We start from the raw sequence: 12247 nt of genomic DNA on the forward strand, positions 1-12247 counted from the left end.
AATGCTTAATGTCGGGTGAGTGGGAGGCGGCCCGTACGGCGCAGAATTGCCGCAGCGGGCCAACCCGCATAAGGCAGGGGACATGGCCACCCCCGCCGCCAGCGCCCTCCCCAGGCGCTCCTTCGCGATCATCTTCGCCGTTTCGGCGGCGACCGCCATGGGCAACACCGGCCTGATCTCGGTGCTGCCGGCCATCGGGCGCTCGATCGGCATTCCGGACCCGATGGTCTCGGCGATTTTCTCGCTGTCGGCCCTGTTGTGGGCGTTCTCCTCGCCCGGCTGGGCCCGGGCCTCGGATCGCTACGGCCGCAAGCCGCTGATGCTGGTGGGCCTGGCGGGTTTCACGATCTCGATGACCCTGTGCGGGGCAGTGGTGAGCGCAGGGCTGCGCCATCTCGCGACGCCGATGATCATCTTCGTCCTGCTGCTGCTGGCGCGGGCGCTGTTCGGCCTCTTCGGCGCGGCCAGCAATCCGGCCACCCAGGCCTATGTGGCCGAGCGCACGCCGCTGGCCGGCCGCACCCAGGCGATGGCCAGCCTGGCGGGGGCCTTCGGCCTGGGCACGGTGATCGGGCCATTCCTGGCGCCGTTGTTCGTGTTCCCGGTCGTGGGGCTGGCCGGCCCGTTGTTCAGCTTCGCCCTGATCGCGCTCGCCATGCTGTTCGTGGTCTGGCGTTTCCTGCCCGACCAGAGGGTCCCCCTCGAGGCTCAGCGGCCCCGGCGGCCGGTGGTGATGGGCGCGCCGAAGGAGCGCCCGCTCTGGCGAGATCCGCGCATCACGCCCTTCCTGATCTACGGCTTCATCGTCGCCACCTGCCAGACGGCCCAGGCCCAGAGCCTGGCCTTCCTGATCATCGACAAGGTCGGCCTGTCGCCGATCGCGGCCCAGGGCTACATCGCCACGGCCATGATGTTCGGCGCGGTCGCGGGACTGCTGGCCCAGTGGGGCCTGATCCGCATGTTCGAGATGACGCCGCGCCAGCTGCTGCGCTGGGGCGTGGCGACCGCGGCGGCGGGCAACCTGATCGTGGCGGCGGCCCCGAGCGGCGACAACGGCTTCTATGTCGTGGTGGCCGGCTACGCGCTCTCCAGCCTCGGCTTCGGCTTCGCCCGGCCCGGCTTCACGGCGGGATCCTCCATCGCGGTGGGCATCGAGGAGCAGGCGCGGGTCGCCGGCGCCATCGCGGCGGTGAACGGGATCAACGTGATCTTCGCGCCCGGCTTCGTCTTCCTCTACCAGCATTTCGGACCGGCCCCCTTCGTGCTGAACGCCGTCCTGATGCTCGGGATGCTGGTCTATGCCTTCCGCAACACCGCGCTGAAGAACGCGGATCCGCAGCCGGCCACACGGGATGCGACGACGATGGCCACCATAGAGAAGAGTGACGAGGGCGGGGCGACCTAGGCGCCGGCCCCGTCCGCCTCGGCCTTCAGGCGCCGCACCATGTCGGCGGACAGATAGCCGTCCGCCGTGAGGCCACGGGCCTTCTGCCAGTCGCGCAGCGCCTTGCGGGTGGCCATGCCTACGACGCCGTCCGACCCGCCGGGGCTGAAGCCCAGGGCCGCCAGCGCGCGCTGCGCCGTCATCCGGTCGACCAGCGACAGCGGCGTCTCCTGGGGCCAGGGTTTGACCAGGGCCGAGCCGCCCGCCACCCGGTCGGCCAGCAGGCCCACGCCGAGCGCATAGGCGATGCTGTTGTTGTACTTCCGGATCGCGAAGTGGTTGGGCAGCAGGAGGAACAGCGGTCCGTTCGCCCCCGCCGGCGCGATCAACTGCGTCTCGGCCGCGGCGTCGTTCGCGGACCATGGCTTGCCGTCGGCCGGTCGCACCCCCTTGGCCGCCCACCAGGCCGGAACCTCCTTGGGACCCTCGGTCAGGCTGAAGTCGAAGCCCGGCGGCGCGGTGACCTCGCGCGCCCAGCCCTGTCCGCGCACCCAGCCGGCCTTGGCCAGCAGGTTGGCGGCCGAGGCCAGGGCGTCGGTGGAGGAACCCCAGATGTCGCGCTTGCCGTCGCCGTCCTCGTCGACCGCGGTGGACAGGAAGGTCGTCGGGATGAACTGGGTCTGGCCCATGGCGCCCGCCCATGAGCCTCGCAGGCGCGCGCGCGAGAATTCTCCGGACTGGATGATCTGGAAGGTGGCGATCAGCTCGCCCTCGGCCCACGCGCGGCGGCGGCCCTGGGCGGCCAGGGTGGCGAGCGAGCGGACGTTGTCCAGATCACCCTGGATCGAGCCGAAGCCGCTCTCCATGGCCCAGACGCCCATCAGGACCTGCCGCGGCACGCCGAAACGGTTCTCGATGTCGCCGATCATCGGGGTGTCGGCCGCCCGGCGCTGGCCGATGGCGATGCGGTCGGCGGTGACCACGCCCTTGATATAGTCGCCAACCGGCTTGGAGAATTCGGGCTGGCGGCTGTCCAGGCCGGCGACGCGGGGGTCGGGGGTCAGGCCGGCCATCTCGCGGCTCAGGATCTCGGGCTTGATCCCGGCGGCCAGCGCCCGGCCCTGGAACTCCGAGGCCCAGGCGTCGAAGATCATGTCGCCCGACGCCGTGGGCGGTGCGACCGACGGTGCGGCCGCCGGCGTGGCGGCCTCGACCGCGGCCACGGCCGCCGTGGCGACCGGCAGGACCAGAGTCGGCGGCGGGACGACGGGGCTCGCGCAGCCGGCGAGGGCGAGGAAGGCGGGGAGAACGCGACGACGCATCGGCATGACTCTAAAGTGCGTCGATCCGGGCCCCAATCAAAACGGCGTCAGGTTGACTCCGATACGGCCGACCCGTATATGCGCGCGCTCTTGTTCGCCAACCGGCTCTTCGGGGCCCGATTGAAGATACGGTCCCATGAAGGTCAGAAGCTCGCTCAAGTCGCTCAAGACGCGTCACCGCGACTGCAAGCTCGTGCGCCGCAAGGGCATCGTCTACATCATCAACAAGACCGACCCGCGCTTCAAAGCCAAGCAAGGCTAAGCCGGCCCGGTGTCGCCGAAGGCTGTCCTCTGGGACTTCGGCAATGTCATCGTGCGCTGGAACCCGCGCACGCTCTATCAGAAGATCTTTCCTGATCCGGTCGAGTGCGACCGGTTCCTATCCGACGTGTGCACGCTCGAGTGGCACACGCCGACGGATTGTGGCGTCACCTTCGCCGAGAATTGCGCCGCGCTGAGCGCCCGGCATCCGCAGCACGAGGCCGAGATCTGGGCCTGGCATCGGCGGTGGGACGAGATGTTCTCCGGTCCGATCGAAGAGACGGAAGCCGCCATCGAGGCCCTGCACGCCCGTGGCGTCCCGCAGTACGGCCTCTCCAACATCAGCCATGAAACGGTGGAGTCCACCCTGGCGATGAGCCCGGTGTTCGGGCGGCTGGCGGGCTTCGTCGCCTCGGGCCGCGAGGGCGTGATGAAGCCCGACCCGGCGATCTACCGGCTGGTCTGCGAGCGCTTCGGCCTGGCGCCGGCCGACATCCTGTTCGTCGATGACAGCGCGAGGAACATCGCGACCGCCCGGGACCTGGGTTTCGACGTCCACCACTTCACGGATCCGGCGGCGCTGCGCCCCGCCCTGGAAGCGCGCGACCTCATTTGAGGCGGCTGCGTCCGCGGACCTTATCCTTACGTACCGGTTAAGCTTGGCACGCGCGATGCATGTGTCCGGAAGCCGTCCCTGGCGGCTGTTTCAAATCGGTACGGGCTCCGCCGTGGGGTCTGTCACATAGAACGGACACCCACCACGATGCGTAATCGTAACCCCCTTCGCGCCCTGTTCGCCACCGCCGCTGCGACCGCCGTCCTGGCCGCCGCCGGCTCCGCCTCGGCGCTCACCATGACCATCTACAACACCGACGGGCCGCTCCCGGCCGGTCAGACGATGATCGAGGACTTCGACAGCATCCACGCCAGCGGCGATTTCACCTTCACGGGTGACTCGAACACCTTCGTGCGCAGCGGCCTGCTGGGTCTGGACCCGAACGTCTCCGCCCCGCCGCCCGGCGACACGACCAACTACCTGACCGTCGTCACCAACGGCACCGCCACCCTGACCTCCGCCAAGGGCCTGAATCAGTTCAGCTTCTACCTGGGTTCGCCGGACACCTTCAACTTCGTGACCTTCACGAAGATGGGTGGCGGCACGATCACCCTGCAAGGCGCCGAGATCTGGGGCGCGGCCACGGGTGACAACGGCAACCAGGGCTGGGGCCGCCGCGTCAGCTACAACTTCGATGGAGAAGCCGTCAGCAAGATCGAGTTCAGCTCCACGGGCAACTCGTTCGAGTTCGACAGCCTGGCCGGCACGGCCGTACCGGAACCGGCCACCTGGGCGATGATGATCATGGGCTTCGGCACGGCCGGCTCCATGCTCCGCCGCCGCCGCACCGCGTCTACGTTCGCCTAGCCCTCTCTCCACTCGGCGAACGAACTGAGAGCCCCCTGCCTTTCGCCAGGCAGGGGGCTTGTCTCGTTCTGGCGCAGCTAGTCGCCGTTGCGGACCAGGTCGAAGAACTCCTGGCGCGTGCGCGGGTCGTCGCGGACCTCGCCCAGCAGGTGGCTGGTCGTCAGGCGCGAGCCGGGTGTGTTCACGCCTCGCATCGTCATGCAGCTGTGCTCGGAGACGATGACCACGCCCACGCCCTTGGGCTGGAGGATGTCCTGGATCGCCTCGGCGATCTCCGCGGTCAGCTTCTCCTGGATCTGCAGGCGGCGCGCGAAGCCGTGGACCACGCGGGCCAGCTTCGAGATTCCCACCACCCGGTCGTTCGGCAGGTAGCCCACGTGGGCCTTGCCGAGGAACGGCAGCATGTGGTGCTCGCAGAAGCTGACCACCCGGATATCGCGCAGCAGGACCAGCTCGTCGTAGCCGCCCACCTCCTCGAAAGTGCGGGCCAGATAGTCCCGGGGGTCGGACTCGTAGCCGGCGAACAGCTCGCGATAGGCCTTCACCACCCGACGCGGGGTGTCGAGCAGCCCCTCCCGGTCAGGGTCGTCGCCGGCCCACTCGATCAGCGTGCGGACGGCCGCCTGAGCCTCCGCTTCGGTGGGTTTCCTGTGGGTTTCGTCAGCCATGTCGCCTCCGCGTCCACCGGCCTCAACGGATGGGGCGCGGCGGAGGTTCAGAGGCGCGTGACAGGGCGGCTGCGGAACACTAGGTTCCGCCGCTTTCCGCACCTCCGCATCTAGCTTAAAGGCTTGGCCATGGCCGACGACGCTTCCGCCCACCCCGACGTCCTGAACGCAACCGCCCAGGGCCAGCTCAAGAGCATCATCGAGCGCATCGAACGCCTCGAGCAGGAGAAGTCCGAGATCTCCGAGCAGATCAAGGAAGTGAAGGCCGAGGCCAAGGGCAACGGGTTCGACGTCAAGATCATCAACAAGGTGATCCGCATCCGGAAGCAGGACCGCGCCAAGCGCCAGGAGGAAGAGGCCATCCTCGACCTCTATCTCTCGGCGATCGGAGAGATTTGAGGCGCAAGGCGCCCGTTTCGCCCCACGAGGCCAGGAAGGCGGCCGCCAAGCGCGCCGCCCTCAACGCGCTGAAGCGCGCCCGGCGCACGGCCGACAAGGCCGGGGTCGAACTCTCCGACTGGGAGGGTGAATTCCTCACCGAGGTCGCCGACCGGGTGAAGACCTACGGTCGCGCGTTCGGCGACCCCGAGAAGGGGGCGCCGGGCGAGGCCCTCTCCGTGCTGCAGACCGTCAAGCTCAAGGAGATCGCCGCCAAGGCCAAGGGCGAGAAGAAGGAACTCAAGCGACGGCCCTTTCGGCGACGGAAGGCGGACGACTAGGGCGCGTTACCCCCGATTCACCATCCGTCTTCACGTTATTTTGGCCCTGATCGGGTCTAGTCGTCCTCGTGTCTGGATCTCGTCCTTTCCGAGCGGCCATTGGGGCCAGGGCTGCGCTGATCGGCGGGCTGCTGAGCGTGCTCGCCAGCGGGGCGTCGGCCCAGGCGATCACCGAGGCCAGATTCTCCACCATCATGGACACGGTGTTCGGCCAGGGCGCCTGGCGCATGACCGGCGGCTACCGCACGCCCGAGCGCGAGGACCAGTTGCGCGCCCAAGGCGCGATGACGGTGCGGCCCGGCGGCTTGTCGCGGCACTCGCTGGGTCGGCCCGGCGCGCCGGGCGCCTACGACCTCGTGGTCGACGGGATGAGCCCGAGCGAGGCGGCGAACCGCCTCCGCAACGCCGGCGCGCCGTTCGCCAGATACCAGCCGAAGGGCGCGCACGGCACCCAGGGCCCGCACCTGCATCTCGAACCCTATGGTTTCGGCCCTCCCGCGGGCAGCGGGCCGCGGTTCCAGGTGGCGTCGTTGGACCTCCCCAAGACGAAGGTGGAAGGCGGCCGTGCGCGGGCGATGACGATCGCCATGCCGGGGCCAAGCCCGCACGACGTCACGGCCGACAGCGCCGAGCTGGGACGTCTGCGCGCGAAGGCGGGGCAGGGCCACGCCTGGTCGCAACTGGAACTCGGCCGCATCTACGCCCTGGGCTACCTCGCGCCGCGCGATTTCGCCGAGGCGCAGTCCTGGCTGGCGGCGGCGGTCGACAACCCTCGCGCAGACCCCGAAGTCCGCGCCTCGGCCGCGGCGGGGCTCTCGGAAGTGACGGCCCTGCTTGAGGCGGAGCGGGCGCAGCAGCCGGCGCGGTACGCCAGGCTCAAGACGGGCGCCGCCGACCAGTAGCCAGAGCTGGCGGAAGCCAGATGACACCTCGGCTTTAACGGCTAATCTCTGAGCCGAGCGGGGAGATGGCGATGAGACAGGCGAGCCGGCGGGCATTCCTAGGCGCCGCGGGCGCGGCGTGGTCTGGGGGCGCGATGGCGGCTCTCGCGCCGGAAGAGCCCGACCTCGTGGTCTTCAACGCCAACGTCCACACGGTCGACCCGGCGCGACCGCGGGCCGAGGCGTTCGCGGTCCGGGGCGACCGGTTCGTGGCGGTGGGCTCCAACGACGACATCCGCTCGTTGATCGGCAAGCGCACCCAGACCTACGACGCGCGACGGATGACGATCACGCCGGGGTTCATCGACACCCACAACCACCCCGTAGGCGACGTCCTCTTGTACGAGGTGCTGGTCGGAAATCCGTTCGAGGTCGAGTTCGTCACCATCGACTCCATCGTGGAGAAGCTCGCGGCCAAGGCGCGGGCGTTGCCGCCGGACACCTGGGTCGCGGGCCACTTCTTCGACGACACCAAGGTGAAGGATAAGCGGCAGCTCACCATGGCCGACCTCGATCGGGTCTCGAAGGCGCATCCGGTGGTCGTGAACCACCGCGGCGGTCACACCGCCTTCTACAACAGCCGCGCCTTCGCCCTGGCCGGAGTGACCAAGGCGACACCGAATCCGCCCGGCGGAACCTATGACCGCGACGCCGCCGGCGAGCTGACGGGCCGGGTCACCGACATGGCCATGGAGGTGTTCGACAGCGTCGGCCGCCGGGCCACGTTCTCCCCGGAGGAGACCGCGCGCCGCGCCCGCGACGGCCTGGCTCACATCTCGCGCGAGTTCGCACGTTACGGGCTGACCACCGTCCATCACCAGGGCGGAGACCTCGCCGCCCTGCAGGACGTCCGCGCCCGCGGCGACCTCAAGCACCGGGTCAGCTACGAGCCGATCGGGCCGGTGCTGGAGGCGATGATCCGCGCAGGCCTCAAGACCGGCTTCGGCGACGACTGGATCCGGCTGGGCGCCACCTTCGAGCACATGGTCGACGGCTCGTTTTCGGAGCGGACGCTGGCCATGAGCAGGCCGTTCCCGGGTCGGACGCCGCCCTACTACGGCAATCTGGTGGAGGACCAACCGACCCTGAACGCCTGGGTCGAGCGAGTTCACCGGGCTGGCATCGACGTGAACTGCCACGCCAACGGCGACGTGGCGATCGGCAACGCGCTGACGGCGATGGAGCGGGCGCAGAAGCTGTTCCCCCGGCCCGAGGCGCGGTTCAAGATCACCCACTGCACCCTGGTGAACCCGGACCTGGTGCGGCGGATCAAGGCGCTGGACGCCACGCCCGCCTGTTTCACGACCTATGCCTACTACAACACCGACAAGTTCGGTTTCTACGGCGAGGCGTTCATGGAGAACGCCATGGCGTTCCGCAGCTTCCTGGACGCCGGCGTCAACGTGGCCGCCGGGTCGGACTTCTACCCCGGGCCCTTCGCGCCGCTGATGGGCATCCAGGGGATGGTCACGCGCACCGGGTGGAACGGCGAGACCTGGGGCGCCAACCAGCGGATCACGGCCGCCGAGGCGCTGCGGGTGAACACCCACAACGGGGCCTACGCCAGCCGCGAGGAGGCCCTGAAAGGCTCCATCACGCCGGGCAAGCTGGCCGACTTCGTCGTGTTGGCCGACGACCTGCTGGCGGTCGCGCCCGAGAAGATCAAGGACATCCAGATCGTCCGCACCGTCACGGGCGGACGGACGATGTACCAGGCCTAGGCGGCGACCTCTTCGGCCTCGGCCGCTTCGCCGGGGCCTTTCACCAGGCCCTCGAGGCCCTGTTCGCGGACCTTGCGATAGAGCGTGGAGCGGCCGATGCCGAGGCGGCGGGCCACCTCGCTCATGTGGCCGGCGTAGACCTCGATGGCGAGCTGGATGAGGTCGCGTTCTATCTCCTCCAGCGTCCGCAGGTGGCCGCGGGCGTCCAGGATGCGCACCGGCTGTTCGGGGACGGGCGCTTCGCCCGACGTCACGACACCGGGCGCCGGCGCCGACGAAGAGGCGACATATTCCGGCGGCGGCGCGGCGATCCCCGAGATCGCGGGGAAGTCGTGCGGCTGCAGATAGGGCGCGTCGGCGAGCACGATGGCGCGGTAGACGGCGTTCTCCAGCTGGCGGACGTTGCCCGGCCAATCGAAGGCCGTGAGGCAGGCCAGCGTCTCCGGCGTGGCGCCCACCACGGACTTGCCCTCTTCCACGTTGAAGCGGCGCACGAAGCAGTCGACCAGGGCGGCGACGTCCTCTTTGCGCTCGCGCAGGGCCGGCGCCTCGATCGGGAAGACGTTCAGGCGATAGAACAGGTCTTCGCGGAACCGGCCCTCGGCGACCGCCTGGCTGAGGTCGCGGTTGGTGGCCGAGACGATACGGACATCCACCTTGATCGAGCGCTTGGCGCCGATCGGGTCGATCTCGCTCTCCTGCAGGGCGCGCAGCAGCTTGACCTGCACGTCCAGGGGAAGCTCGCCCACTTCGTCGAGGAACAGGGTGCCGCCGTTGGCTTCCTGGAACTTGCCCAGGTGCTTGTCGCTGGCGCCGGTGAAGCTGCCCTTCTCGTGGCCGAACAGGATGCTCTCGACCAGGTTCTCGGGGATGGCGCCGCAGTTCACGGCCACGAAGGGCTTGCCGGCGCGCTCGGACGAGCCATGCACGGCGCGCGCGATCACTTCCTTGCCGACGCCGCTTTCGCCGGTGATCAGGATCGGGATGGACGACTTGGCCGCCCGCTCGCCCATGCGCTTGACCATCAGCATGGCCGGCGAGCCGCCGATCAGGTCGTCGAAGGTGGTGCGGCCGGTGGCGTGCTTCTTCAGCCGGTCCACCTCGCTCTTCAGCGAGCCCATGCTCAGCGCGTTGCGGATGGACACGGTGATCCGTTCCGGGCTGGCGGGCTTCACGAAGAAGTCGCAGGCGCCGGACTGCATGGCCTGCACGACGGTGTCGATGCCGCCCGTGGCGGTCAGCACGATCACCGGCTGGTTGAAGGCGCGGGCGCGCATCTCGACCAGGGTGTCCTGGCCCGAGATGCCGGGCATCACCAGGTCCAGCAGGACCACGTCGACGGCGGCGCCGGAGTTCAGGTGCTGGATCGCCTCGTCGCCGCTCTGGGCGTGGGCCACGGAGAATCCGTCGCGCTCCAGGACGGCCTGGATCAGACGGCGTTGCGTCGGGTCGTCGTCGACGACCAGGACCGTTTTGGCCATATGAAAACACCCACCTAAACCGGACGCTCCTCCGTTCTGGACGAGGTCTCTTCTTGTCCCTGATTGGTACAGGGGAAGGGTAAAGGCGACGTTTCGGAGACCCGAATCAGGGGTTAACGGCGATGGTTTCCTGCGGCCTGCGGTCGCGGACCGTGAACAGGGGCAGGAAGGCCTGCACCAGGGGGCCGATGGCGAAGGCGTAGAGCACGGTGCCCACGCCGACCGTCCCGCCAAGCAGCCAGCCGATCGCCAGGACGGACAGTTCGATGCCGGTGCGGACTCCGCGGATGGACCAGCCCGTGCGCCGATGGAGGCCGGTCATCAGGCCGTCCCGCGGGCCCGGCCCCAGCCCCGCGCCGATATACATGGCGCCCGCGATCCCGTTGACGACCACCGCCAGCGCGAGGCCGACGCCCCTGACCGCAAGGCCGCTCAACTCGGGGAGGACCAGCAGGGTGAGGTCCATCGCGGTCCCGATCACCAGGACATTGGCGATCGTGCCCAGGCCTGGCTTCTGGCGCAGGGGGATCCACAGCAGCAGCACCACCGCGCCGACGATATTGACCAGCATGCCGATCGAGAGGCCCACATGCCCGGCCAGGCCCTGGTGGAACACGTCCCACGGGTCGAGGCCGAGGCCGGCGCGCACCATCAGGCCCATGGAGGCGCCATAGAGCGATAGGCCGAAGAGGAGCTGGATCAGACGGCGGGTCATCATCATGCCGATCCAGATCGTCGAAACTGGCCCTGGAAAACAGGTCCAGTTCTGCGAAGGTGGCTTCCATGAGCACTCGCCGCATCGGTCCAGCCTCCCTCACGCGCCTCCTCGGCGCGTGGCGAGGCGAGCGTACCGGACCCGCCTATCGCCAGTTGGCCGACGGCCTGCGCCTGCTGATCCTCGACGGCCGGCTGCCGCTGGAGGTGGTGCTGCCGGGCGAGCGCGAACTGGCCCAGGCCCTGGAGGTCAGCCGCACCACCGTCACCGCCGCCCTGGGCCGGCTGCGCGACGACGGCTTCCTGGACCGTCGCCAGGGGGCAGGGGCGCGCACCCGGCTGCCGGCCGGGCCGGGCGAGCGGGGGGTGACGCCGCTCGTCGCCGGCGCTGCGGCGGAGGGGATGATCGACATGGCCTCGGCGGCGCCGCCCGCCGTCGAGGTCATGCACCAGGCCTATGCCGCGGCCCTCAGCGCGCTGCCCGCCCACCTGCCGGAACATGGCTACGCCCCGCTCGGGCTGACCGTGCTGCGCGAGACCATCGCCGCCCGCTACGCCCGCCGCGGCCTGCCGACCTCGCCGGACCAGATCATGGTCACGAACGGCGCACTGCACGCCCTGGCCCTGATGCTGCGGCTGACCTGCGGCCCGGGGGACCGGGTGGTGATCGACCATCCGACCTATCCCCACGCCATCGACGCGATCCAGCGCGCTTCGCTCCGCCCGCTGCCGGTCGGGCTGCCGGGCGCGAGCTGGGACGTGGACGGCGTGGCGGCGGCGCTGCGCCAGAGCGGCCCGAGGCTGGCCTATTTCATCGCCGACTTTCACAACCCCACCGGCCGCTGGATGGGTCCGGAGGCGCGCGCCGCCATCGTCGAGGCCGCGTTGGGGGCCCGCACCACCGTGATCTTCGACGAGACGCTGCTGGACCTTTGGCTGGATGGCCCGATCCAGCCCTACGCCTTCGAAGAGCCGGACGTGGGGCTGGTGCGCCTGGGCTCCACCGGCAAGAGCTTCTGGGGCGGGCTGCGGTTGGGCTGGATCCGGGCCGACGTCCAGACGATCCAGGCGCTGTCGCTGCGCCGCTCCTCGCTGGATCTCGGCACGCCGGTGCTGGAGCAACTGGCCGCCGTCCACCTGCTGACCCACGAGGACGCGCCCCTGGACACCCGCCGGGCCCTGCTGCGCGGCCAGCGCGATCACCTGCTGGGCCTGGTACGCCAGGCGCTGCCGGACTGGAAGGTGGCCTCGCCGCCGGGCGGGTTGTCGCTGTGGGCCGAACTGCCGGCGCCGGTCTCCACCGCCATGGCCGCCACGTCCGAGCGGTTCGGCGTCCGCCTGGCCGCGGGCCCCCGCTTCGGTGTCGACGGCGCCTTCGAGCGCTTCCTGCGCCTGCCATATACCCAGGCGCCCGAGGTGCTCACCGAGGTGGTCGGCCGCCTCGCCCAGGCCTATGCGCGGCTCCAGCCCGGCCAGGTGTCGGCGCGAAGCCAGATGGGCGCGGTAGTCTAGGCTGCGGCCCGCGTTCCGCTGCGGCACGCTTGCGGGATGAGGCAGCCGGGGCATAGTGCCGCCTGAACGCCGATCATTCGAGAAGTCGGCTGCTGGGAGGC

Annotated in this window: 13 protein-coding genes; 9 read left to right on the forward strand and 4 right to left on the reverse strand. The window is 69.7% G+C overall.

Annotated features, from left to right (window positions below; translation table 11 throughout):
• The first annotated feature begins 82 nt into the window (after positions 1-82).
• The gene (locus EPO51_RS27045; protein ID WP_293357238.1) at positions 83-1405 is read left to right on the forward strand and encodes an MFS transporter; all 1323 of its coding nucleotides are present in this window, start codon (positions 83-85) and stop codon (positions 1403-1405) included.
• Here EPO51_RS27045 and EPO51_RS27050 read toward each other — a convergent pair.
• Complete coding sequence (locus EPO51_RS27050; protein ID WP_293357240.1) at positions 1402-2712, reverse strand: lytic murein transglycosylase; 1311 nt, start codon at positions 2710-2712, stop codon at positions 1402-1404. The two genes, EPO51_RS27045 and EPO51_RS27050, sit on opposite strands and share 4 nt — an antisense overlap.
• Before the next feature lie 130 nt (positions 2713-2842).
• Between EPO51_RS27050 and ykgO the strand changes: the two genes are divergently transcribed.
• From ykgO to EPO51_RS27065, 3 genes are all read left to right on the forward strand, one after another.
• Complete coding sequence (gene ykgO / locus EPO51_RS27055; protein WP_068878397.1) at positions 2843-2968, forward strand: type B 50S ribosomal protein L36; 126 nt, start codon at positions 2843-2845, stop codon at positions 2966-2968.
• A 9-nt stretch (positions 2969-2977) separates the two neighbouring features.
• The gene (locus EPO51_RS27060; RefSeq protein ID WP_293357244.1) at positions 2978-3583 is read left to right on the forward strand and encodes an HAD family hydrolase; all 606 of its coding nucleotides are present in this window, start codon (positions 2978-2980) and stop codon (positions 3581-3583) included.
• Positions 3584-3730: 147 nt separating this feature from the next.
• Entirely contained in the window at positions 3731-4390 is a 660-nt protein-coding gene (locus tag EPO51_RS27065; protein WP_293357246.1) for an Npun_F0296 family exosortase-dependent surface protein, read from the forward strand.
• A 77-nt stretch (positions 4391-4467) separates the two neighbouring features.
• On the opposite strand, the gene folE is transcribed toward EPO51_RS27065, so the two are convergent.
• Positions 4468-5058 carry a GTP cyclohydrolase I FolE gene (gene folE / locus EPO51_RS27070; RefSeq protein WP_293357248.1) on the reverse strand — a complete coding sequence of 197 codons (591 nt, stop codon included), beginning with the start codon at positions 5056-5058 and terminating at the stop codon, positions 4468-4470.
• 129 nt (positions 5059-5187) lie between these two features.
• Between folE and gapR the strand changes: the two genes are divergently transcribed.
• The 4 genes from gapR (at position 5188) to EPO51_RS27090 (ending at position 8439) form a co-directional block, all read left to right on the forward strand.
• Positions 5188-5457, forward strand: coding sequence for a nucleoid-associated protein GapR (gene gapR, locus EPO51_RS27075; protein WP_293357250.1), 270 nt, complete (start codon positions 5188-5190; stop codon positions 5455-5457).
• On the forward strand, positions 5454-5777 hold the full coding sequence (locus tag EPO51_RS27080; RefSeq protein ID WP_293357252.1) for a hypothetical protein: 324 nt from the start codon (positions 5454-5456) through the stop codon (positions 5775-5777). Before gapR ends, EPO51_RS27080 begins: the two co-directional genes overlap by 4 nt.
• Positions 5778-5845: 68 nt before the next feature.
• The gene (locus EPO51_RS27085) at positions 5846-6679 is read left to right on the forward strand and encodes a M15 family metallopeptidase domain-containing protein (protein ID WP_293357254.1); all 834 of its coding nucleotides are present in this window, start codon (positions 5846-5848) and stop codon (positions 6677-6679) included.
• Between the two features lie 134 nt (positions 6680-6813).
• Positions 6814-8439, forward strand: a complete 1626-nt coding sequence (locus tag EPO51_RS27090; protein WP_293357256.1) for an amidohydrolase — start codon at positions 6814-6816, stop codon at positions 8437-8439.
• Here the strand turns inward: EPO51_RS27090 and EPO51_RS27095 are convergent.
• Together EPO51_RS27095 and yczE are read right to left on the reverse strand one after the other, a co-directional pair.
• Entirely contained in the window at positions 8436-9920 is a 1485-nt protein-coding gene (locus tag EPO51_RS27095) for a sigma-54-dependent transcriptional regulator (protein ID WP_293357258.1), read from the reverse strand. The genes EPO51_RS27090 and EPO51_RS27095 overlap by 4 nt on opposite strands.
• 106 nt (positions 9921-10026) lie before the next feature.
• The gene (yczE, locus tag EPO51_RS27100) at positions 10027-10638 is read right to left on the reverse strand and encodes a membrane protein YczE (RefSeq protein ID WP_293357260.1); all 612 of its coding nucleotides are present in this window, start codon (positions 10636-10638) and stop codon (positions 10027-10029) included.
• 65 nt (positions 10639-10703) lie between these two features.
• Here yczE and yczR point away from each other — a divergent pair, with 65 nt between their 5' ends.
• Positions 10704-12146 (forward strand): MocR-like transcription factor YczR, encoded by a 1443-nt coding sequence (gene yczR, locus EPO51_RS27105; protein ID WP_293357262.1) that lies wholly within the window; start codon positions 10704-10706, stop codon positions 12144-12146.
• Positions 12147-12247 lie beyond the last annotated feature (101 nt).

The sequence above is a fragment of the Phenylobacterium sp. genome, from assembly GCF_004297125.1.
Taxonomy (GTDB): domain Bacteria; phylum Pseudomonadota; class Alphaproteobacteria; order Caulobacterales; family Caulobacteraceae; genus Phenylobacterium.